This window comes from Oricola sp. (genome assembly GCF_022763245.1).
GTDB lineage: Bacteria > Pseudomonadota > Alphaproteobacteria > Rhizobiales > Rhizobiaceae > Oricola.
Genome location: NZ_JALEGV010000041.1, coordinates 316,799 through 340,156, shown reverse-complemented (window position 1 = coordinate 340,156; position 23,358 = coordinate 316,799). Strand labels below are relative to the sequence as shown.

General features: G+C 66.2%; 17 protein-coding genes. 6 read left to right on the top strand and 11 right to left on the bottom strand.

Annotated features, from left to right (window positions below; translation table 11 throughout):
• The first annotated feature begins 23 nt into the window (after positions 1–23).
• The gene (locus MRY80_RS22330; RefSeq protein ID WP_293293455.1) at positions 24–542 is read left to right on the top strand and encodes a MarR family transcriptional regulator; all 519 of its coding nucleotides are present in this window, start codon (positions 24–26) and stop codon (positions 540–542) included.
• A 21-nt stretch (positions 543–563) separates the two neighbouring features.
• A complete protein-coding gene (locus tag MRY80_RS22325; protein WP_293293454.1) occupies positions 564–1,409 on the top strand; it encodes a TIGR02452 family protein in 846 nt (281 codons plus the stop codon).
• Between the two features lie 7 nt (positions 1,410–1,416).
• On the opposite strand, the gene MRY80_RS22320 is transcribed toward MRY80_RS22325, so the two are convergent.
• Complete coding sequence (locus MRY80_RS22320) at positions 1,417–2,826, bottom strand: M20/M25/M40 family metallo-hydrolase (RefSeq protein WP_293293453.1); 1,410 nt, start codon at positions 2,824–2,826, stop codon at positions 1,417–1,419.
• Between the two features lie 514 nt (positions 2,827–3,340).
• On the opposite strand from MRY80_RS22320, the gene MRY80_RS22315 reads away from it, so the two are divergent.
• Complete coding sequence (locus MRY80_RS22315) at positions 3,341–6,724, top strand: SIS domain-containing protein (RefSeq protein ID WP_293293452.1); 3,384 nt, start codon at positions 3,341–3,343, stop codon at positions 6,722–6,724.
• A gap of 51 nt (positions 6,725–6,775) precedes the next feature.
• Here MRY80_RS22315 and MRY80_RS22310 read toward each other — a convergent pair whose 3' ends face one another.
• The 6 genes from MRY80_RS22310 to MRY80_RS22285 form a co-directional block, all read right to left on the bottom strand.
• Entirely contained in the window at positions 6,776–8,161 is a 1,386-nt protein-coding gene (locus MRY80_RS22310; protein WP_293293451.1) for a hypothetical protein, read from the bottom strand.
• 118 nt (positions 8,162–8,279) lie between these two features.
• Positions 8,280–8,651, bottom strand: a complete 372-nt coding sequence (locus MRY80_RS22305) for a hypothetical protein (RefSeq protein ID WP_293293450.1) — start codon at positions 8,649–8,651, stop codon at positions 8,280–8,282.
• Between the two features lie 340 nt (positions 8,652–8,991).
• Positions 8,992–11,235 (bottom strand): AGE family epimerase/isomerase, encoded by a 2,244-nt coding sequence (locus tag MRY80_RS22300; protein WP_293293449.1) that lies wholly within the window; start codon positions 11,233–11,235, stop codon positions 8,992–8,994.
• Positions 11,236–11,365: 130 nt separating this feature from the next.
• Positions 11,366–11,530, bottom strand: a complete 165-nt coding sequence (locus MRY80_RS22295; protein WP_223476710.1) for a Flp family type IVb pilin — start codon at positions 11,528–11,530, stop codon at positions 11,366–11,368.
• Between the two features lie 172 nt (positions 11,531–11,702).
• Positions 11,703–14,588 (bottom strand): EAL domain-containing protein, encoded by a 2,886-nt coding sequence (locus tag MRY80_RS22290; protein ID WP_293293448.1) that lies wholly within the window; start codon positions 14,586–14,588, stop codon positions 11,703–11,705.
• A 205-nt stretch (positions 14,589–14,793) separates the two neighbouring features.
• On the bottom strand, positions 14,794–15,534 hold the full coding sequence (locus tag MRY80_RS22285) for an SH3 domain-containing protein (RefSeq protein ID WP_293293447.1): 741 nt from the start codon (positions 15,532–15,534) through the stop codon (positions 14,794–14,796).
• Between the two features lie 237 nt (positions 15,535–15,771).
• Here MRY80_RS22285 and MRY80_RS22280 point away from each other — a divergent pair, with 237 nt between their 5' ends.
• Positions 15,772–16,395 carry a hypothetical protein gene (locus tag MRY80_RS22280; RefSeq protein WP_293293446.1) on the top strand — a complete coding sequence of 208 codons (624 nt, stop codon included), beginning with the start codon at positions 15,772–15,774 and terminating at the stop codon, positions 16,393–16,395.
• Between the two features lie 141 nt (positions 16,396–16,536).
• Positions 16,537–18,258 (top strand): phospholipid carrier-dependent glycosyltransferase, encoded by a 1,722-nt coding sequence (locus MRY80_RS22275; protein WP_293293445.1) that lies wholly within the window; start codon positions 16,537–16,539, stop codon positions 18,256–18,258.
• 66 nt (positions 18,259–18,324) lie between these two features.
• Here MRY80_RS22275 and recR read toward each other — a convergent pair whose 3' ends face one another.
• Positions 18,325–18,933 carry a recombination mediator RecR gene (gene recR, locus MRY80_RS22270; RefSeq protein ID WP_293293444.1) on the bottom strand — a complete coding sequence of 203 codons (609 nt, stop codon included), beginning with the start codon at positions 18,931–18,933 and terminating at the stop codon, positions 18,325–18,327.
• A 118-nt stretch (positions 18,934–19,051) separates the two neighbouring features.
• Between recR and MRY80_RS22265 the strand changes: the two genes are divergently transcribed.
• Positions 19,052–19,969 carry a DMT family transporter gene (locus tag MRY80_RS22265; protein WP_293293443.1) on the top strand — a complete coding sequence of 306 codons (918 nt, stop codon included), beginning with the start codon at positions 19,052–19,054 and terminating at the stop codon, positions 19,967–19,969.
• A 62-nt stretch (positions 19,970–20,031) separates the two neighbouring features.
• Here MRY80_RS22265 and MRY80_RS22260 read toward each other — a convergent pair whose 3' ends face one another.
• The 3 genes from MRY80_RS22260 to MRY80_RS22250 all read right to left on the bottom strand — a co-directional run bounded on the left by MRY80_RS22260 (position 20,032) and on the right by MRY80_RS22250 (position 23,145).
• Positions 20,032–20,688, bottom strand: coding sequence for a hypothetical protein (locus MRY80_RS22260; protein ID WP_293293442.1), 657 nt, complete (start codon positions 20,686–20,688; stop codon positions 20,032–20,034).
• Between the two features lie 214 nt (positions 20,689–20,902).
• Positions 20,903–21,226, bottom strand: coding sequence for a YbaB/EbfC family nucleoid-associated protein (locus MRY80_RS22255; RefSeq protein ID WP_293293441.1), 324 nt, complete (start codon positions 21,224–21,226; stop codon positions 20,903–20,905).
• 77 nt (positions 21,227–21,303) lie between these two features.
• On the bottom strand, positions 21,304–23,145 hold the full coding sequence (locus MRY80_RS22250) for a DNA polymerase III subunit gamma/tau (protein ID WP_293293440.1): 1,842 nt from the start codon (positions 23,143–23,145) through the stop codon (positions 21,304–21,306).
• Positions 23,146–23,358 lie beyond the last annotated feature (213 nt).

Here is a 23,358-nt window from a genome sequence, read left to right as displayed (position 1 = left end):
GCAGCCGCATCGAGGGAGAGGTCGTGCGAAGCAACAACGAGATGCCGGGCCACCTGGCGCGCCGGTTCCAACAGATCGCCGTGGCGATCTTCCATGCCGAGGTCGCGAAGGCCGGATCCGACGTCACCCCCGTCCAATATGCGGCTCTCGAGGCAATCCGGGCCAATCCCGGCATCGACCAGGCGACCCTTGCCGGCTTGATCGCCCATGACCGGGCGACCATCACCGGCGTTGTCGACCGGCTGGCGCAGAAGGCTCTCCTGGTCCGCCAGCCGAGCCGACGCGACCGCCGCGCCCGCGAATTGCACCTGACCGAAGACGGCCAAGCGGCGCTGGCGCAGATCCGGCCTGCCGTGGACGCGGCGCAGGACATCATGCTGCGCGGCCTTGATGCCAACGAATCGGAAGAACTCATGCGGCTGCTGCTCAAGGCCGTCACGGCCGTCAACGATCTCAGCCGTGCGCCCATGCGCACCGAAGCGGACGAAGGTCGCACCGACGGTCGAAATATGGCTGGCTCGCGGGTAAAGACTTGTCCCTGAGCCGAAACGGAGATCGTTGTCGTGGGAAAGAGAGACCAGCTCGCGCAGTTGGCCACGGAGACCGACAGGATCGTCGAGATTGGCGGATATGTCGATCCGCGCAGCGGGGTGTTCGTCGATCTCGGCGAGAGCATTCAAGATGCCATCCGCAGCACCGCCGTCCACGACGCTCCGGTCGAGAAGCCGGCGAACGCCACCACCGACGGCGACCGGTCCGGCACGATCAGCGTGGACAATGAAACGACTGTCGCGGCCCTCTTGCGGCTGGCAGGCCTCCCGCATGACGGCACATGGTGTCTGCTGAATTTTGCCTCACCGCGCAATCCGGGCGGCGGTTATCAGCGAGGGAGCGACGCCCAGGAAGAAAGCCTGGCGCGGTCCAGCGCGCTTGCTGAATGCCTCCGCTCGGTTCCCGATTTCTACGCGCGCGAATACCCCGCCAGACCCGTCGGCACGGGCAACCTCGTCCACTGCGGGAACGTGCCTTTTTTCCGAGACGCCTACGGCAACCTGCTCGAGGCGCCGATCGCTGCGTCCGTGATCACCGGAGTCGCCGTGAACCAGTCGGCGATCACGCAAAACGACAGCCTCAGGCGCACGATCTCGCCGAAGGACATTGCCGGCATCATGACCGGCTATGTCGGAAACGTGCTGCACTTGGCCGCCGAGAAAGGCGAAAGCAACCTGATACTGGGCGCCTGGGGCACCGGCGTGTTCGGCCAGTCTGCCGAGCAAGTGGCACGCGCTTTCGCGACGATGCTGATCGACAGGGATTGCCGAAGCCTCTTTGACCGGATCCACTTCGCCGTCCCTGCGTCAGCGAGCGACGACGCAACACTGCTTGCCTTCCGGAAGGCGTTGACCTGACCGGACTTCAGCGCTCCGCCAGGGCGTGCAGGATGCGCGCCCAGGAGCGCTGTCCCTTGTGGAAACTCTTGAGCGCATATTTCTCGTTCGGCGAATGGATGCGGTCGTCGGACAGGCCGAAGCCGACAAGCACGGATTCCATGCCGAGCAGCGCCTGGAAATCGCCGACGACGGGGATCGATCCGCCCATGCCGATCATCACAGCCGGGTTCGGCCACTCGTCCGACAGGGCCTGCTTGGCCTTCTGCAGAACCGGCGAATCATAGGGCAGCTGGATGCCCGGCGAGCCGCCATGCTCGTGAAACGACACGGAACAATCCGCCGGGATGCGCGCGCGGACGAAATCGCGGAAATGGGCACGGATCGCCTCCGGATCCTGCTTGCCGACGAGGCGGAAGGAGACTTTCGCCGAGGCCTTGGCGGGAATGACCGTCTTGAAACCCTCGCCCGTGTAGCCGCCGATGATGCCGTTGACCTCGGCCGTCGGTCGCGCCCAGGTCAGTTCGAGTATCGAGCGTCCCTTTTCGCCGGAGGGGAGTTTCAGGCCGACCTCGCCAAGGAATTCGTCAGCCGTCTGGCCGAGGCTCTCCCATTGAGCGAGGACATCCTGTGGCGTTTCATCGACGCCATCATAGAAATGCGGGATCGTCACCGCGCCGGTTTCGTCGTGCAGATCGGCCAGGACCTGCGACAGGATGTGGATCGGATTGGCCGCCGCGCCGCCGAAATAACCCGAATGCAGGTCCCGGTCGGCCGCCTGGACGGTGATCTCCTCGCCGACTAGGCCGCGCAGGCCGGTGGAAATCGCCGGTGTCTCGGCGTCCCACATGGACGTGTCGCAGACCAGCGCATAGTCCGCCTTCAGTTCCTGGGCATGCGCCTCCAGAAAGGGTTTCAGCGATGCGGAGCCGGATTCCTCCTCGCCCTCGAACAGGATGGTCACCCGGCAGGGCAGCGAGCCGTGGATTTCCTTGTAGGCGCGGCAGGCCTCGACGAAGGTCATCAACTGGCCCTTGTCGTCGGCGGTGCCGCGGCCTGTGATGATCTTCGCGCCGTTCGGCGCATCGCGCACGGCAGGCTGGAACGGGTCGTTGTCCCACAGGTCCAGCGGATCGACCGGCTGGACGTCGTAATGACCGTAAAACAGCACATGAGGCGCGTCCGGCGTCGCGCCGTCGTGATGGGCGACGACCATGGGATGGCCGGGCGTGTCGCGGACCGAGGCGTCGAAGCCGAGTTCCGTCAGTTCCGCCGAAAGCCAGTCGGCGGCCTTGCGGCAGGAGCCGGCATAGGCCGGATCGGTGGAGATCGACGGAATGCGCACCAGTTCGAACACCCGCATCAGGCTGTCGGCGAGGTTTTCGTCGATACGTCGAAGAACGGGGTCGAGATCGCGGACCGCGTGTGCGCTGTGCATGTTAGCCTCCATCGGGATTCGGCCGCGATTCCTGCGCGCAGGGTGCTGCGATGTAAAGGGAAACGCTGCGCGGGTCGTCGAAAAAACGTACGCCGCCGTGTGGAGGTCACACACGGCGGCGCGCGAAAAGAAACAAAGGTGGCAGCCCGGAGAGGGGGATGAGGCTGCCACTGTCCGGATCGGCGGGGGACGGGCCTTAGCCGGACATCGACGAAATGTGCCGATGAACAAAACTTTCCATATGAGTGTGGCACAAAAACGGCAGTTGGGACCGCAAGAAATTGCAGTTGAAGGGCCCGCACGCATTAACCGCCAGCGGAATAATTTCCGCTTCTGCAACCCTTTTGCGGTATGAAATGGCGGTGGGATTGCGCTGGCGGCATTACATCATGCAAGAACAAGTGAGCATGCCGGCCGGGTTTTTGCTTGAGGAATCGGCTTGGCCGGCGTTTCAAGAACCATTGGGTTTTGCGGCGGTGCAACCGCCATTTCCTGACGAATCGGGGACACGGACATGTGCGGCATTGCGGGATTCGTAACGGGCAGCTTCAGCGACGAGGCGGCCGGGGCGCAGTGGCTGGAAGCGCTCGCCGACGAGGTGATCGCCGCGCCGGTCGGCCTCGACGCCGTCGACACGCTTCAGCGCGCGATCCGCACGTTGCAGGACCGGTTCGCCGACCTGATGAGCTTCGCCACCGCCGAGGTCATCGCCTTCGACGCGCCCTTCCGCGACCGAATGTTCGCCTTCGCCACCACGCTGGATCTGCAGGCCTCGGCACTGACCGATCTCTCGAAGACCGGCCGCACCGATCTCGATCCGCTGATCGAGAGCTTGCGGGACTACGGATGGCAGTTGCGCGAGGAGTTGGTCGCCCAGATCGGCGAGGCCGTGGCGCTCGTGCCGGCCGACCTGATGTCGCCCGAAGGCCATGTCGCGAAGGTCGCGCTGGCCGTCGAGCATGTGCTGCGCGCGATCGACCGGCTTGAGGTTCGCGGGCGCGATTCGGCCGGTATCGCCGTTCAGATCCAGGTGCCGGACGCCGCCGTGGAGGCGCTGCCTGAGGATCTGGCGGATGTGATGGCCGGGCGCCGCGCGGCGCTGCATGCAGGCCACTTGTCGATCTACGCCCATCAGAATGGCGGAGGCGCACAGGCGCTGACCTTTGTCTTCAAGACCGCCAACCTCGTCGGCCGGCTGGGCGACAATGGCGCGACGCTGCGCGCGGCAATCCGGGCCGACCGGCTCTTGTGGACGCTCGCCGCCGACGCGACCCGGGCGAGTATATTGTCGCATACGCGCTGGGCCTCGCATGGCGTCATTTCCGTCGCCAACTGCCACCCGCACAACCCGTCCCTCGTGCAGGACGAGACCGGCATGTCAGGCGTATCGCTTGGGGCGATGTATGCGCTGAATGGCGATGTCGACAATCATGTCGAATTAATCTCGGAACTGGTCACCAACCGCCAGACGACGATCGACCCGTCGATCACCACGGACGCGAAGATCATTCCGATCGCGCACCGCACCGCCGGCGCGGAAGCAGGCGACTTGCTCGACCGGTTCCGCAACGCGATCCGGCGCCTCGACGGCTCGATCGCCGTCGGCTGTATCGATCCGTGCCGTCCGGGCGAAGCCTTCCTGGCGCAGAAAGGGTCCGGCCAGGGCCTGCACGCCGCCCGGCTCGCCGATGGCTGGATGTTCGCCTCCGAGGTCTACGGCCTCTGCAATGTCGCGCGCCGGTCCTACAATCTCGCCCGGTCCGTGGCCGGCGGTTCGGTGATCCTTCTGGCCGGCGACCGCGACGCGCCGGAGATGCGCGGCGTCTCCGACGGCACGCCCGAAACGATCAAGCCGGAGCCGATCCAGATCTTCGCACGCGACATCTATCGCGGCGATTTCGACTTCTATCTGGAGAAGGAAATCCATGACGGGCCGCAAAGCGTCGCCAAGACGCTGCGCGGGCGCTATCGCCGCGATGGCGGCCTGATCGCCTTCGACCGGCTGCCGACCGACATCTGGGCGGCGATGCGCAAGGCGGTCTCGCGCGGCGTGTCGCGGGTCTATGTGATCGGGCAGGGCACGGCGGGTGTCGCCGCCGTCGGCATCGCGCATCTGATCGAACGCGCGCTGGGCCACGACGCCAAGCTCGACATTCCCGTCATCGCGTTGCGCTCATCCGAAATGTCGGCAGAGATCGACACATACGAATTCCGCAGCGCGCTGGTCATCGCCGTGTCGCAATCGGGCACGACGACCGACACGAACCGCGCCGTCGACCTGGCGCGCGAACGCGGCGCGACGATCCACGCCATCGTGAACCGCCGCAACTCCGACCTAGTGCGCAAGGCCGATTCGGTGTTGTTCACCTCGGACGGGCGCGACGTGGAAATGTCGGTCGCCTCCACCAAGGCCTTCTATTCGCAATTGACCGCCGGCAAGCTGACGGCCCTGTTCCTGGCCGACGCTCTCAACACGATGACCGATGTGGAGATCGCCTACGAGATGGGCGAGTTGGAGCGGCTGCCGGGCCTGATCGCCGACGTCTTGACCAAGGAAGACCACATCGCCGAATGCGCCCGGTCCTTCGCCCCGCAGGCGCGCTACTGGGCGGTCACCGGATCCGGCGTCAACCACACCGCCGCGCTGGAGATCCGCATCAAATTGTCGGAACTCTGCTACAAGTCCATTCCCGTCGATTACACGGAAGACAAGAAGCATATCGATCTGTCGACCGAGCCGCTGACGCTGGTGATCGCCAACGACCTGCCGGGCGATCTCGTCGGCGACGTGGTCAAGGAAGTGGCGATCTTCAAGGCGCATAATGGCCGGCCGATCGTGTTCGCGACGGAAGGGGCCGACGCCGACGCCTTCGGCGACTATGCCGAGCGGGTGATCGCGCTGCCGAAGATCGGCGGCGACCTCGCCTTCGTGCTGGCGACGGTCGCCGGCCACATGTTCGGCTTCCACGCCGCGCGCGCGATCGACCGCGCCGCGCAACTCCTGAAGCCCGTTCTGGCCGATCTCGGCCATGTCGCCATGGGCGATCCGCAGGCCGACATGGCTGCGCTGCTCGAGAAGCTCGACGCCTTCATCGACGAAGGCGCGGCCGGCGCGTTCAATTCAGGCCTGGGCGCGAGCGATCTCGCCATGCTGGCGAAGCTCGGTCGCAATCTCGGCCGCGCCGCAGACGAAACGGAAGCGCGAGCGGTCGCGGAAGCCGCACTCGGCCCGGTGCGCCACACTTTCGAGGAAACCTCGCGGCCGATCGACACCATCCGCCATCAGGCCAAGACCGTTACCGTCGGCACCAGCCGCCCGGAGGACGCGTTGTCGCCGGCGATCCGCCAAGCGCTCGCCACGCTTGCCATTGCCGATTCGCGCCTGACCTTCGACAACCGCAAGGTGCTGGCGAGCGTGTCGCGCCTGATCGATTCCATCGAATGGGCGGCGCTGCTGGAAGTGACGCAGGAGCGCGACGGTCCGCGCCTGCAACTGGCCGGACCCGCGCCGTCGCCGGCGCTCGACGCCTATGCGAGACCGGCGCGACCGCTCGGCGTGTTCGGGTCCACCCTGGACGATCATGGCCTGCACGCCGGCCATCTCGGCGAGGCGGCGATCATCGCCGTCCCGGTCAACAATGCGGCCTATTCGGAGGTCGAGGCGGTGGTCTGTTTCGCCGTGAAGCTGCAGGCGCATGCATCGCGCGAACAGAAGACCGCGGCGATGGTCGCTCTCGGCACCTACCAGCCGGCATTGCGCGAATGGGAGCAGTCCTTCGGCGAGGACGCCGCAACGGCCCTCGCCCGCCAAATCGCCCGCGAGAAACCGGAAAACATCGTTTTTCGGCCGAAATCGCTCGATCCGGCGCTCAGCCAGGACGAACGTCAAAGCGCCTGACCGCGGCCTCTCCGTGTGCGCCGCCGTCGGGCGGCGCGTTTCGGCCGATCATCACGGGCGAATATGGAGTTCCATCATCCAGCCCGGTGGGTTTGTCGGGATCCTGACGGTCTCGGCGGTCTCGTAGTCGATCCGCGCGATCGCCTCCCGATACCCGGTGTCCGGCAATGGCGACAGGCGGAACCTGTCGATGCCGAACGCGATGATCATCACCATACCCAGCGTGGCAAGCGCCACCACATGACGCCGCGCATGCACCGACGCAAGCCAGATGAGCACCGCGAGACAGGCAATCGGCGCGATCACGAAATAGCGCTGACCGGCCCCAGGAATGGCGAATTTCGGCCATTGCTCCCCCTGCAGGACGATCTGCGGGGACAGGAAGATCGGAACCATCATCAATGTCGAGAAGACGATCACGGTCTTCAGCCGGCCCGGACCGCGTAACAACGCGTAGGCCAAGACAACGAACCCGATGACGGTGATCGCGGCGCAGAGCGCCGGCTGGTTCCAGAGGAATGTCTTGAAATTGCCTGACGTCACGAAGCCCGCGAAGACACGGGTCGCGAGCGCCTGGCCCAACAGCTCGAAACTTGCGCCCAAGGGCGCTGTGGACCGCGTGCTCGTCCCTTCGCTCACCATGATCAAGAACTGGATGAATGCCGTGACGCTCAGCGTGATCGAACGCGGGTCGAAGAGCCACGCCCATCCTCTGGCGACGGTCGCCCGGATGGATGGGCCGATCCACTGAACGGCAAGCGCCGGCAGGAGCAGGATGCAGAACGGCCCGCTCAGCCCTGCGAGAACCAGAATCACGATATCATGGAGCGTCCACGCGCGGCTGGCCGGCCGATTGGCCACCACCACGACGAGGGCGAGGAATAGGAGATACCAATGGGTGTTGGTGATGTTGGCGTGGACCTCCTGCAGGCCCGGCTGGAACACCATGAATGCGGCGATGAGCAGCCTGGCGCGAGACCCGAGCGAGTCCAGACGGCCCGTGAACAGGAAGGCGACGCACCAGGCGCGCACCGCTAGGCCGATGGCATTGGCGATTGCGGGCACGTAGTCCAGCGGCACCGGGACCAAAGCCGAAAACACAAGCCGCGAAAACGTCTGCAGATAGCCGTTCTGCGGCCGGACAAGCGCGGTCAGCACACCGTCGTTGTAGGCTTGGGAGAACCAGAGCGCCCCGTCTTCACCCCATAGTTTCGCATCGAAGAGAATGTCCGGCCGGCGCGCCACGAAAATCGCATAGGCGATGACGAACACCCATGCCGCCGCTTTGCCCGGTGACGTCTCAACCTGTTGCCGCCACCGCCTGTCGACGCGTTCGAAACCGTGCTGAAAACGCGTCAGCCATCCGGCCGGCGGTGCATCGCGGTCCGCAGCCGGATTGGCGTCTCCAGCGAACGGGGGCGCCATGTCTTCACGCATAGGGAATGCTCCGTCGGCCCCAGCCCGGTTCAGGAAGCCTCGGCCAGGGACCGAGGGGGTCGAAGTTCACCGGAGGGCCGATTGCCCGGGCTCTGAAGCCCGTCGCGGCCTTCCCTGTTCAGGACTCGCTCTTGAAGATGACGAAGGCGAAAAGGAAGACGCCGGCGAAGGTGATCAGGGAGCCTGCAGCGACGAGCGGCTCGACTTGCGGATTGCCGAGCAGCAGCATGTAGAGCGACGGAAGCATGATCAGCAGGCCGAGCAGGTAGACGCCATATTGGATCATCGGCAGGCGCCCGCCGGCCTTTGCCGGGACGAGGGCGTAGTAAGTGCCCATGATCGCCATGGTGACCCAGCCCAGCAGATTCGCATGCGCATGCGCGCCGGTCACATTGTGAACGCCCGAAATCGACATGTGCAGGCCGATCCCGATACCGGCAATGAGAAAGAGGATGGCCGTCTTGAAGAAGAGCTTGGAGATGGCTGGCATGTGAAGAGCCTTTCGATGAAGACGAATTGTCCGGCGGGACGATTGGTTCGATTGCAAGGCCTTGCCTGACCTAGCGGAATGCGATTTCGACTTTAAGATGGAAATCGAGCGGTCGCCTATTGGCGAAATCAGAGATGATGAATTTGAATTTTGCCGACGGACGATCGCTGTAAGGCGGCATCCGCCAGCACCACGCTGTAGGACGCGCCGTTCGTCCGGCCCCGTCAGGCGGTTCCGCAGGTCAAGCCGACATGCTGCAGCCGAGGAGGGTCAGGCTGGTCGCCCGATCATTCCGACCAAGCAATCCGTCATCAATTCAGAAGCTCAGGCTGACGACACCTTAGCGGCCGGCATATTCGGCCAGCGCGCAAAAGACGTGGTAGAAACTCGACGACGGGATGTTCGGGGAATTGACGTGGCCGTCGTCGTCGATGGCGTCGAACCAGCCGCCGGGGACGGGGCCGTTGAGGTAGTGGGCGAAGAGGACGTCGAACATGCGCCGGCGCAGGGCGGCGGCCGAGGCGATGCCGTGTTTCTCCAGCGCCAGCGACACTTTCAGGGCTTCGGTCTGCGGCCAGAGACGCGCATTCGGCTCGACATTCGAGCCGTCCGGCTGCATTCCGTCGGCGGCCGCGCCCGTTGCCGGGTGATGGCCGAACGTCGCGGCGGTGGCGAACAGCTGCCGCGCCTTGGCGCCGACCGGCGGTGTCTGGCGATAGTCGAGATAGCGCGTCAGGAGCCAGGCCCACTCGTAATGGTGCCCGGGTTCGATGCGGCGCTCCTCCGCGGTTGACTGGAGACGGCTCCAGTCGGCGTCGAAAAACTCCGACAAGGTGCCGGTGGCGGCGTCGAAGAAGTGGCGGTCGAAGAGCATGACCATGGCCTGCGCGCGGTCGAGGAAGATCTCCTCGCCGGTCGCCTCGTACCAGGCGAGCATCGCCTCCAGGAAATGCATGTGCGGATTGGCGCGACGCGGCAGCGTGCGGTCGGCGGTCTCGTAATAGCCGCCATGGGCATGGTCGGCGAGATGGCGATCCATGTAATCGATCGTCCGGTCGGCCCAGTCGCGGGCGTCGCCCCGCCCGGTCGCCCGGTAGAGCCAGGCGAGGCCGAACAGCACGAAGCAGTGGTCGTAGGTGTCGCGGGTCTCGTCGCAGACGCTGCCATCCGCGTTGAACAGGTGGATCCAGCCGCCGTCGGCGTGCCAGCCGGTGGTCGTCAGCGTCTCGAAACAATGGTCGAGAATGTCGTCGGCGTCGCCCTGCCAGCCCATCAGCTTGGCATGCGAGAAGCAATAGATCTGGCGGGCCAGGACGCGCAGCCGCTTGGTCGGGAGCAGCGCCGGCGTGCCGTCGTAATTCAGGGCCTCGTGGACGCCGCCGTGAACCCGGTCGATCCCGTTCTCGGCCCAGAACGGCAGCGCCGTCTCGAACAGCCACGACTTGACGGTCGAGGGATGCGTGTCGTCGCCGCGCGCCTTGAAGGTCTGCGTGACGTTCTTGACGAGGTGGGTCCGGTCGCGGCGCGTGACCAGCACCTTGTTGTCCTCGGCGACGACGACGAGATTGTCGACGCCGGCGATCGCGACGGTGGCCCCGCGCGCGCGCACCAGATTGCCCGACGCCTCGATCGGGATCACGTCGCCGGAGACCGCGTTGGCGCGGTCGTCCTTCGCCGCGCCTTCATAAAGCTGCGCCCAGGAGCCGAGATCGTCCCAGTCGAACAGCGCCGGCACGACGCCGATATTGCCCGCCTTCTCGATGATCGCATAGTCGATCGACAGTTTCGGCGAGGCCGAAAAGGCGTCGTTGTCGAGATAGAGGCCCGCGCCCTCGCGCCGGGCCTTGCCGACCGCGTCGAGCGCGCATTGCCAGATCTCGGGCTGCATGCGGCGGTAATCGTCGGCAAGGCGCCCGGCCCTGAAGACGAAGATGCCAGCATTCCAGAGGAAATTCCCGCTGTCCAGATAGCGCTCGGCTGTGGCGTGGTCCGGCTTCTCGCGGAACCGGAGAACGCGATGGCCGTCGCCCATCGGTTCGCCCTTCTCGATATAGCCGTATTGCGTTTCGGCGCGGGTGGGCGCGATGCCGATGGTCATGATGGCGTCGGTCTCGCGCGCCAGGCGCGCCGCGGCCGCGACGGTCTTCTGGAAGCCGGCGACATCGTCGATACGCGCGTCCGACGGCAGGACGATCACCAGTTCGTCGGGGTCGGTCGCGGCGATCGGCGCGATGGCAGCGGCGATGGCAGCGGCGGTGTCGCGGATGCAGGGCTCCAGCACCAGTACCTCGGGCAGGACCGGCGCACGCGCCACTTCCTTTTCAAGCGCCGCGCCAAGTGCCGCGGAACCGATCACATGGACCGGGCGAAAGGCAATGTCGGGCACCGACGGCACCATGCGCTCGATGGTGTTGACGAGCAGGCTGCGGTCGTTGACGAGGGCGTGGAACTGTTTCGGCTTGTCCTCGCGCGACATCGGCCAAAGGCGCGAGCCGGCGCCGCCGCACAGGATGACGGGCGTGACCGTCACCGCATCGGCAGTCGTTCCTGCTTCCAGTCCGCTGCTGCCTGTTTCCTGTTTCATCGATAGACCAGGATAAAAAGTCACGATCCGTTCCCATCCCGCCGCGCATGGCGATCAAAAGAAAACGGCCCGCCCCGGTTAGGAGGCAGGCCGCGAAATTTGTCAAGTGCCACTCTTTGTGGCGCGGCCCTTAGGCGGTCGAACCGACCTTGGTGCCGATGGCGTTGAACTTGGCGTTCAGGTTCGAACCGAGCGTGGTTGCGCCAGTGATGATGGCGACGGCGATCAGAGCAGCGATCAGGCCGTATTCGATGGCGGTTGCACCGGACTCGTCTTTCATGAAACGTGCGAACATCGTTGAGCTCCTTCAACTCGTTTTTCACAGCACCCGTCCATGCTCTGCGGCATCGATCGGTAAGCGCAAAACTACACGCCTGCCGTTGCGACCCGCTTAAGGAACAGGGTTGCCAAAGCTTTAAGGGCTGCAAAGCCCGATCATGGTGAAGGAAGAGTGACCCGCGCGGCCGTCAGGAATTGGCGGCGAACATGCGCGCGCCGGCGCGGCGGCCGCGATCGCCGATCCACGCGAAGAGGTCGGCCGGCGACATCGGACGGGAGAACAGGTAGCCCTGGACGCAGGTGCAGCCGATCTGGCGCAGGACACCGAGTTCGGCATCCGTCTCGACGCCTTCGGCCAGCACTTTCAGACCGAGGCTGCGCGCCAGATTGGCGATCGCCCCGGTGATCATCATCAGTTCGAAATCGGTGTCGATTCCGTTGACGAGGCTGCGGTCGATCTTGATGCGTCCGAGCGGGTATTTGCGCAGATTGGCGATGGCGGCGTGGCCGGTGCCGAAATCGTCGAGCTCCAGCGAGAAACCCGACGCCACCAGCCGGCGGATGTTGTCGTCGACATTGGCCGCCCGGTCGTCGAGCAGCGTGGATTCGAGGATTTCGAGCACCAGCTGTTCCGGCTCCACGCCGAAGGACCGGGTCGTCGCCATGATCCTCTCGACGATGCGCGCGTCGCCGAGCCGCAGGCCGGACATGTTGATGCTGATCTTGGGATCGGTGAAGCCCGCCGCCCGCAATTCCGGCACGAGGGCGCAACTGCGTTCCAGCATGCGCTGATCCAGCGCATCCATCAGATTGGCTTCCTCGGCGGCGAACAGGAACTCGCCGGGCGTCAGCAGGCCGCGCTTCGGATGGTTCCAGCGGATCAGCGACTCGAAGCCGACGATCAGGCCCGACGCGATGTCGAATTGCGCCTGCAGATACGGTTCGAACTCGTCGCGGCGCAGGCCCTCGAAGATCTCCTGGGCGAGCTTGGCGCTCATCAGCGCGCGATTGCGCATGTCGTCCTGGAAGATGCGGAAGCGGCCGCGGCCCTCCTCCTTGGAGCGCTGCAGGGCGATGTCGGCGTCGGTGAGCCGCTTTTGCACGTCGGGCTCGCATGCCGGGGTCCAGAACGCGACGCCGATGCTGGCGCCGATGTGGCAAAGCTTGTCGCCATAGGGAACGGGTGCCGACAGGCGGCTGACCAGCCGTTCGGCCATGCCGGCCACGTCGGCCTCGTCCTCGGCGCGCGAACAGACCACCACGAATTCGTCGCCGCCGACACGTGCGACGAGATCCTCACCGCGCGTCGCCTTGCGCAAGACCTGGGCGCAATGCTGCAGGACATGGTCGCCGGCGTCGTGGCCGACCGCGTCGTTGACCGTCTTGAACTTGTCGAGGTCGATATGCATGAAGGCGATCCGCTCGTCCTCACGCGCGTTCGCGGCGATCTCGGCGAGACGGTCGGCAAGGCCGCGCCGGTTGGCCAGTCCGGTGAGCGGATCGGTCGCGGCGGCATGCTGCAGCTTTTCCTGGCGCACCCGCGCCTCGGTGATGTCGATACCGAAACCGACGCGGCCGCCGTCGCTGATGCGGCTGTTGAAGGACCGGACCCAGCGGCCGTCGCCGAGCTGGTACTCGCGCTCGTAACTGGCGGTGTGGCTGTCTTTCATGACCGCGGCGACCCTCAGGTCCTGCTCCTCGGCGGTCAATTCCTCGCGACCCTGGCGGACGGCGTTGCGGATGACATCCTCGTAGGCGAGGCCCGGCCCGAGGAAGGACGAGTCGCGCGGGAAGAAATCGCGATAGCGGTCATTGTACATCACGAGGCGGTCGTCGGCGTCGTAGAGCCAGAACGCGGCCGGAAGCGCCTCGATGGCGTCGATCAGGCGCTGTTCGGCCCGTTCGGCGCGCTCGCGGCTCTCCAACTGCTCGGTGATGTCGATGCGCAGGCCGACACGCCCGCCATCCGGCGTGCGTCGCTCGACGATCCGCACCCAGCGGCCGTCATCCAGTTGCTGGACGATCGCCGAACTCGGGGCCTTGTGCGACGCCAAGCGCTCGGCCAGCCAGGCCTCCTCGCGACCGACGGCCTCTGCATATTGTCCGCGTTCCAGGCCGTAGCGCAGGATGTCCTCGAACCGCGCGCCCTCGACGAGGACCGGGGCGCTGGCCGAATAGAGCTCGCGATAGCGCTCGTTGCACAAGACCAGCCGTTCGTCGGCGTCGAACAGGACGAAGCCGTCGGGCAGCGTCTCGATCGCCACGGACAGGCGCTGTTCGGCGGCCTTGGCCTCGGCCTCGGCGCGCTTGCGCGCGCTGACGTCGAGCACGAAGGAGACGATCTTGGAGGGATCGTCCGCGACGCGCTGAATGTGCACCTCGACATCGTAGAACGTGCCGTCCTTGCGACGGTGACGGCCCTCCAGCTGCAGCATCTTGCGCTCGCCGCGCACGAATTCACGCCTGCGCTCGAGCAGGACCGGATCGTCGATGCCGGGGAAGATGTCGAAGACCGTCATCTGGCGCAGTTCGTCGATCGAGTAGCCGAGATTGTCGCGCGCGCCGCGATTGGCGTCGAGGAAGCGCAGTGTCTCGGCGTCGAGAACGATGATCTCGTTGAGCGATTCCTCGATCATCGCGCCGAACATGCTCGCTTCGAGCAATCGCTGCTCGGTGGCCTTGCGGTCGGTGATCTCGGTGGAAATGGTGATGAAGCCGGTCAGCGTTCCGGACGCGTCATGCACAGGGCGGATGTCGAGTTCGACCCAATAGGGTTCGCCGGCCTTGGTGCGGATGCGCAATTCGCCCTTGAAGCCTTCGCCGACCCGGTTGGCGGCGTCGATCCTGGCCAGGAGCTCCGGTTCGTTGCCGTCGGCGCGCATGAATTCGGCCGGCGTCTTGCCGCGCACCTCGTCCAGCGTGTAGCCGGTGCGCTTGCGAAAGGCGGCGTTGACCCATTCGATGCGCCTGTCCGCGTCGGTAATCGAGACGTAGTTCGTCGTGTGCTCGGCGACGGAGCCGAGTTTTTCCAGCAAGGCCAGTTCGGCGTCGGATCTTTTGCTGGATCTGGGCACGTGCGTTGGTCTTCTCCCCGAAGCACCGGCCCGGAAGCCGGCGCGATGCGCATGGCGGTTCGCGGACGGACGTCTTCACGACCAGCCCCACGCACCGCCCCGAAGCGGAAAGTATAGTGCACCCCGGTTAAGGCGAACTGAAGACAAACCCCAGGAAATACCTGTGCGTATGGCCGGTTCGCCTCCCATGTCCGACCGGGCTCGTCTAGCGGCGGATGAAACTCTTGTAGACGAAGCCGCTGCGGCCCTCATGCGTGACCGCGCACCAGTGGGTGCAGTCTTCCTGCGCGAGGATCTCCGAATCGGCCGGAATGACGGCGACGATCTCACCCTCATTGTCCGGGGTCGCCCGCAGGTTGACATGCTCGCTGGTCCAGGCGGGGCTCTGGGGGGCGTCGGGGAGCACAGCGACGGTTGCCGCCGGCTCGTCCATCGATGCGGCGGCCGCGGCCGGTTCGGCCGTCTCGCCGGGCAGTGCGAAGCCCTGAGCGCCCTCGGCCGCCATCGCTTCCTCCAGCGCGGCGACTTCCGCCTCCGTCTCGGCGACCGCGACCGGTATGGCCGCCGTCGACGCCGCATCGAGACCGATCTGCGCCGTCTCCGGCAGGGAGTCGCCACCCGCATCCGCCATGAGAACGGCGTCCTGCTCTTCGCTGGCGTCATTCGCGACCGGCCCACCGTCGAAGCGCTCGGTCTCGGCGGCGGGCAGCGGCGCGATCACGCGCGGCGCGTCCGCGCTGGCGGTTTCTGCCGGGACGTCCTCCGGCGCGGGTTCAGCCGTTTGCGCCACGTCCGAGACGACCGGTGGCGCGGCAGGCTCATGCAACGCCCAGGCCGCGAGCGCGGCCCCGCCCGCGCCGCCGATCACCGCCAGAAGCGCCAGTGTCGCTATCTGCGTGCTCGCCTTCTTCCAGATGGTCTCGGGCGGCGGTTCATCCCATGGCATCGTCATCTTCACACCCCGTTTTTTCTGATTGCGCTCCGGCGGGCGGAGGGCCGGCCGTGCTGACCGAGACAAGACCGCAACAGCCTGACGAGAATCCGGCACGGCCGGTCATATTCGGTGACTCCGCGAAAGGCAGGGTGAGGTCGGGTGGCAGCCCCGGAATCGTCCGGCTGCATGGCGCCGCGATCACTGCAATTTCAGGTTGCAGTCGACGATCTTCTGCGCCTAGATGCATTCATGCTTTTTCGAAAGAAGCCCGTCCTCCTTCCTGCCGGAAGCGATCTCTGCGCGGTCGTGACCGACGACCTCGACAACTCCTTCGCGGACATGGTGGAGGCGTGCTTCGCGCCGCCGGTGCAGGAACGAACGGAGATGGCATTCGAAAATCGGCGCGATGCCTCCCCGCAAACGCTGCTTCGCAAGAACCTGATCACGCGCGGGCAGTGGTTGCTGCTTCTCGCGGAAGGGTTCGACTTCGAAATGGAAAACGGCGGGCTGGCCCAGTTCATCGTCAACAAGCCGGATTGGGTCGGTGAAATCCCGATGGCGCTGGAGGCGCTGGGACTGGGGGCATTTCGCGACGCCTATGTCGAAACCGTCAATCGACTGGAAGCCGCGGTGGATGGTTTCAGGCCTTCGGGAGGCGGGTCGCTCTTGTCGATCCTGCGCGACACCAACCGGTTGGAAGAGCAACTGCGCGAGCACACTGACGATGGGCTGATCGACAGAAATTACACGATGCGGTGGGACGAAGGCAGCGGAACAACCGTCTGGGACGACGAGCAATGGTCCAGGCAGTTGAAGAGACGGATGATCGACTGGGTTGCCGAGCATCCCGAGGAATTCCGCAAGACATCCTGATCCTCGCCCCATCCCGGCCGCCGCCCCTTCCTTTCGCCGGGGTGGCCGACTAAGGTCCGCGCCGATCGGACGGGGACGGAGGCTTTGCAGGGCTGCCGGGACTGCGCTCCGGGATTTGAGAGACAGTTGCGGGACCCTTCCATGCCGGATGCCATCACCACGGATCGCCGAAACGGCCCGGCCGGAGGCGGCGGCGCGTCGAACCGGTGGGCCGTCCTTGCGATGGTCGCGGCCTTCGTCATTTGCCTGCTGCCCTATGCCAGCGACTTCATCATCTTCCAGCCCGACGAGGACCATTACGTCCAGGGCGCGCTGATCATGATGGATACGGGCGACTATCTGACGCCGAGGACCGGCGACAACAGCCTGCGCCTGCTCAAGCCGCCGCTCGCCTACTGGCTGAACGTTGCCGGCATGGAGGTCTTCGGCATCTCCGTCCTCGGCATCCGGGTCTTCTGGCTGGTCATGGCCGCCGGCATCCTTCTCCTGACGGCAAGGCTCGCCCGACTCCTGACGGCGAACGGCGACGTCGCGCTTCTGGCGGCGGCGATGCTGGCGCCGAACCTGCTCTTCATCCGCCTGACGCTGACCGTCATTCCCGACGCGCCGCTGATCTTCTTCATGCTCCTCGCCATGAACGGCTTCGTCGGGCTGCTCTCCGCGCCCGAACCGCGCAGGTCGGACGCCTGGATGGCCTATGGCGGAACCGCGCTCGCGATCCTGACCAAGGGGCTCCTGCCGCTGGTCATGGCGGTCTATTTCGCCGCCGCAGCGCTGCTGTTTCCGTTCGTGCGCGCCAAGGCGCGCCGGTTGGTCGCGCCACCTGCGATCGTCGTCTCGCTCGCCGTCGCGGCGAGCTGGTTCGTCTACCAGATCCTCAGCAGGCCTGAGGCGTTCTACCAGCAATTCGTCGGCGACCAGGTGTCCGAGAAGGTCGGCGTCAGCGCCGGCTCGATGCTCAACTCGCTGGCCGTGAGCGGTGCCAGCCTTGTGCTGCCGCTGGCCGCATGGCTGCTCGTTCTGGCGACCGCGTCGTGGGCGTCGGGCCGACGGCCGAAGCTGACGGCGCACGGTCCCGCGGCGGCGCTGCTGGCTGGGTGGATCGTCGTCAACCTGCTGGTCTTCGTGCCGGCCCAGCCGATCTATGTGCGCTACATCCTGCCCGCCCTGCCGGCCTTCGCGGTGCTGCTCGCGGCGGCGCTCACCTCGCTCGACAGGGACGTCGTGCGGCGTCACCTGCAGCGGCTGCTCATCCTCGGCATCGTTCTGGCGGGACCGCTCTTGGCGGCGGCTCTGGCGATCACGGCGCCACTGATGGATCCGTTCACGGTCGCGGCGCTCGCTGCGGCGCTCGCCGTCGCGATCGTCGTGCTGTGGCTGGCCGCGCGGTCGAAATCGCTCGTCTTTCCGGTGCTTGCCAATGCGCTGCTGCCGGTCGGCGCGCTGCTGTTCGTCTCGCCCAGCATCACGGTGCTCGCCATGCCCGACATGGCGCGCGTCATTTCAGACGAGTTGCAGGCGCGCGACCTGTCCGACGCCGGCATCGTCTTCCTCGACGCGCCGCGCGAGGCCGCCAAGGCGCAGGTCTATGAAAAGCGCACCGCGCCCTACCAGCTCGTGGCGGCAGACGAACAGACCCTCGCCGCGCTCGACGCAGAGCGGCCGCCGGTGATCGTCACACGCGACAAGGCGCTGGCCGACCGGCTGACGAGCCTCGGCTATGACAACGCCGAACTGAAGGGCGGTTGGCGCGACATCGACACCGATGTGCTGATCGAGGCGCTTCGCACAGGCACGCTGCCGCAGGCGCGCGAGGCACATGCCGAGCGGGTCTATTTCCTGACGCGTCCCTCAGAAAACTAAGCTGCGCAGCAGGCGTCCGCCAGCACCCGGTCGGACTGGAAGACCGAACCTGGCGCGAAACAATCTTCAGAAGCTGGTGCGGGAGCGCAGCGCCGCCGACAGGGTGCCTTCGTCGAGGTAGTCGAGTTCGCCGCCGACCGGCACGCCGTGGGCCAGCCGGGTGACCTTGACGTCGAGGTCGGCCAGCTGGTCGGTGATGTAATGGGCCGTGGTCTGGCCCTCGACCGTGGCGTTGACGGCCAGGATCAGCTCGCTCACGCCGCCGGCGGCGACGCGGTCGACCAGCGAGCGGATGTTGAGATCGTCCGGGCCGACGCCGTCGAGCGGCGACAGCGTGCCGCCGAGGACGTGGTATTTCGCGTTCATGGCGCCGGCGCGTTCCAGCGCCCAGAGGTCGGAGACGTCCTCGACCACGATCAGGATGGCACCGTCGCGGCGCGGATCGGAGCAGATTGAGCAGGGATCGACCGTATCGACATTGCCGCAGACCGAGCAGACACGGACCTTGTCCACGGCCTCGGCAAGCGCCACGGCGAGCGGCCCCATCAGCTGCTCCTTCTTCTTGATCATGTGCAAGGCGGCACGGCGCGCCGACCGCGGCCCGAGCCCGGGCACCTTGGCCAGAAGCTGGATCAGTCGCTCGATTTCCGGGCCGGCGATTCGCTTGGTCGACATGGGGGAGATGTATGGGTTTCGGGAGCGGCGGAAAAGGGGGAACGTGAGAGTGACACGAATCGGGTGGCGCGTGGGCGCCGGTGGCGGCATCTTGCGACAACCTCAACAGGAGCTTTCGATGCCCCCGCAACGTACATCCATGACGCCGACCGAATGGGCAATGCTGTTTGCGCTGTCGCTTCTGTGGGGCGGATCGTTCTTCTTCAACGGCGTGGCGGTCAGGGAATTGCCGCCGCTGACCATCGTCTTCGCGCGGGTAGGCCTGGCGGCGGCCACTCTGCATCTGTTGATGGCGGTGTCGGGCCGACGGCTGCCCGGAGGGCGGGCGGCCTGGCTCGCCTTCGCCGGCATGGGCGTTCTCAACAATGTCATCCCCTTCACGCTGATCGTCTGGGGACAAGGGCAGATCGCCTCGGGTGTCGCCTCGATCATCAACGCGACCACGCCGCTGTTCACCGTGCTGGTGGCGCATGGCTTCACCGCCGACGAAAAGCTGACGCCGATGCGGGTCGCGGGCGTGGCGGCCGGGTTCGCCGGAGTGGCGGTGATGCTCGGCGCGGGCCAGGCGGGTGCGGACGCGCCGGTGGCGGCCTATGCGGCCTGCCTCGGCGCGGCCTTTTCCTATGCGCTTTCGAGCGTGTTCGGGCGAAGGTTCCGGGTGCTCGGCATCCAGCCGATGAGCGTTGCGACCGGGCAATTGACGGTGTCGACCCTGATCCTGGCGCCGATGATGCTGATCGCCGACCGGCCCTGGACGCTGCCGCTGCCCGGCGCCGACACGCTGGCCGCGCTGGTCGGGCTTGCGACCGTCTCGACCGCGTTCGCCTATCTCTTGTTCTTCCGCATCCTGTCGGGCGCTGGCGCGACGGCGATCTCGCTCGTCACCTTCCTGATCCCGCCGAGCGCGATCCTGCTCGGCATCGCCTTTCTGGGCGAGGTCCTGCTGCCGCGTCACATCGCCGGCCTGGCGCTGATCGGGCTGGGGCTGGCACTCGTCGACGGGCGGCTCATGAAGCGGCGGGCGCGGCCCGTCTGAGATGCGAAGAGGGCCCCGGCTGGCATGACCGGGGCCCTTTCAAGATCATCTCTGCGATGCGGTCAGACGCGCTTGAGATAGGGCCGAAGATAGGCGGGCACGACGCCGTGGATCGCGATCGCCTCGTCGCGGTGCGAGCCGCCGGTGGTGGCGGCGAACCATGCGCCGGCGGCGGCAAGGGCCGATCCGGCCGCAGAGGCGAAATTAAAGACGATACCGGCGCTCGCGGCATTGGCCAGCATTTCGGCAGACGCGTTCTCAGCGTCGAGAGCGGCGCCCAGTCCGGCCAGAGCGGTCATGACCGAGACGGCCATCATGGCGAAGACGCCGGAGATGCCCCAGACGACGAGACCCTGCACGCCGTCGCGAAACTCGACTTCGTTCGCGTCCGCGTCATAGGCGCGGGTGCGCATGCGGCCGGCGATGTAGCCGCCGGCGGACGCGCTTGCCAGAGCGACGAGGATGACCCAAAGGCCGGCGATCAGCACGTTCCAGGACACGCCGCCACCGTCGAGCGTCGCGTCGGCGGCGGCCGACAGGCCCACGCCGGCGCCGAACTGCGTCAGCAACATGGAAATGCCCAGCGCGACGACGGCGCCGCCGAAGACCGGGCCCCATTCGAGATAGGAGCCGGCCGCCGGAGCGACGGGCGGCGAGGTGACGACGCCCGCCGGCACGTCAGCGGCGGAGGGCGCCTGGTTTTCGGGGGTCGATTCCATGCCGATCACCGAAGACCGAGCAGCGACAGAATGAACATGACGACGACGACAAGGCCGACGAGATAGATGATGGCGTTCATGACAGGTCTCCCGTTCCGTTACGGCAAAGCAACGCGGGAACCTGCGATTCGGTTCCCGCGCAGTCACGAGAACGATGGCATGAACGACAGGCGGACAGGGCTGCGCGGGAGGCGCCTGGCGCGTGCGCCGCTAGCTAGAACGGCAGCTTCATGCCCGGCGGGATGGGCAGGCCGGCGGTCATTTCCTTGGTCTTTTCGGCGACGATCGCCTCGATCTTGGCCTTGGCGTCGTTGTGGGCGGCGAGGATGAGGTCTTCGAGGATCTCGACGTCGTCCTCCTTGAACATCGACGGGTCGATCTTGACGCCCTGCATGACGCCCTTGCCGGTCAGCGTGACGGTGACCATGCCACCGCCGGCGGTGCCGTCGGCCGTCATCGTCTCCATCTCGGCCTGCATGGCCTGCATCTTTTCCTGCATTTCCTTGGCCTTGCTCATCAGGCCCATGATGTCGCGCATGGCGTCACTCCATTTGTCTCTTCGTGGTCGTGGCGTTCGGCGCGGAGAACCGGTTTCGGCTCAAACGCGCGCCGTTCCTAAAGGTCGTCGGCCTCGTCGGGATCCAGCGGGATATCCTGATCGTCGGGCGCCTGTTCGAGTATATCGGCGTCGTCCGCCGTCTCGGCAAGGCGCACGTCGATGACTTTCGCGCCCGGGAAGGCGGCGAGGATGGCGGCGACCTCCGGATCGCGGCTGGCGTCGGCGACGGCGGATTCGCGACGTTCGGTCTCGATTTCGTCCAGCGTCGGGCCGCCCGGCTCGCGCGACAGCGTGACCATCCAGCGCGCACCCGTCCAGTCCAGCATCCGCCGCGACAGGTCGCCCAGAAGCGTGCGCGGCGCGTCATCGGTGAGGCTGACGACGAGCTTGCCCGGCTCGATGGTCACCGGCCGCATGCATTTGCGGATGTTGACCTTCATCAGCGGGTCGCGCTGCCGGTCGGCGAGATCGGCGAGGTCCTGCATGGAATAGATCGGCACGAAGGGCTGCGCCGGTTCGGGCTCGGCCTGCGGCCGGGTCTCGGCGCTCGCCGGCTGCGGTTCCGACGAGGCGACGAGGCGCACGGCCTGGCGTGCGCTCGCGGTCGGCGCGGACGCAGGCGAGGGATCGGCGGCGACGGAACGGGCGACGGCCTGCGCGCCGTTGCCGGAGGGCGACGCACCGCCGCCGGATGTGAGCGCGGGCCGCGACGGCTGATCGTCGGGCGGCGCCTGGTCCAGCGCCTTCAGGGCTTCGTCGAGCGTCGGCAGCGTGGCGGCATGGGCGAGCCGGATCAGCACCATCTCGGCGGCCGCGACGGGGCGCGACGACAATTCGGCCTCCGGAATGCCTTTCAGCAGCATTTGCCAGGCGCGCGACAGGACCTTCACGGGCAAACGCCTGGAATAGGCGAGGCCGCGCTCCTTTTCGTCGGGCGTCAGCGACGGGTCGTTCTCGGCTGCTTCCGGCACGAAGCGCAGGCGGGTGACCAGATGGGTGAAATCGGCGAGATCGGTCAGAACCACCGCGGGATCGGCGCCGACGTCATATTGCGCGCGGAACTCGTCCAGCGCCTCGGCGATGCGGCCGGCCATCAGGTGCTCGAACAGGTCGATCACCCGAGCGCGGTCGGCGAGGCCCAGCATGGCGCGCACATGCTCGGCCGTGACCGTGCCGGAGCCATGTGCGATCGCCTGGTCGAGGATCGACAGCGAATCGCGCACCGAGCCTTCCGCTGCGCGCGCGATCATGGCCAGCGCCTGCTCGTCGGCCTCCACCGTCTCCAGATTGGCGATCTTGCGCAGATGGCCCGCCAGTTCGGCGGTGTCGATGCGGCGCAGGTCGAAGCGCTGACAGCGCGACAGGACAGTGATCGGCACCTTGCGGATCTCGGTCGTCGCGAAGATGAATTTCACATGCTCCGGCGGCTCCTCAAGCGTCTTCAGCAGGCCGTTGAAAGCCTGCGTCGAGAGCATGTGCACTTCGTCGATGATGTAGACTTTGTAGCGCGCGGAGACCGGGCGGTAGCGCACCTGCTCGATGATCTCGCGAATGTCGTCGATGCCGGTATGGGAGGCAGCGTCCATCTCGATCACGTCGACATGGCGGCCTTCCATGATCGCTTCGCAATGCTCGCCAAGTTCGGAAAGCTCGATCTGTGGCCGGTCGGCGCTGTCGGTCTTGTAATTGAGGGCACGGGCCAGAATGCGCGCCGTGGTCGTCTTGCCGACCCCGCGCACGCCCGTCAGCATCCAGGCCTGGGCGATGCGGCCGGCGGAAAAGGCGTTCTTCAGCGTGCGCACCATCGGCTCCTGGCCGATCAGGTCGGAGAAATCGCGCGGGCGGTATTTGCGCGCCAGAACGCGATACGGGGCCTGTTGTGCGGGGGCGTCGCTCATAGGACCTGTCTAGTGCGATTCAGCGTGAAGCGAAAGCGCCGGGGCGTTGCAAAAGCGCTTGGACCGGCCTGCAACCTTTGCTAGGTAACGGGAAGGCTCGTGCAGCCTGCCGCTCGCGCCCCTTCGGGTGTGGTGAATGCACGGTTTTTCTCGGTTTGACGTTCACCGCAAGGGACGATCCGCCGGCAATGCGAGCACTGGCACTCGACAGCG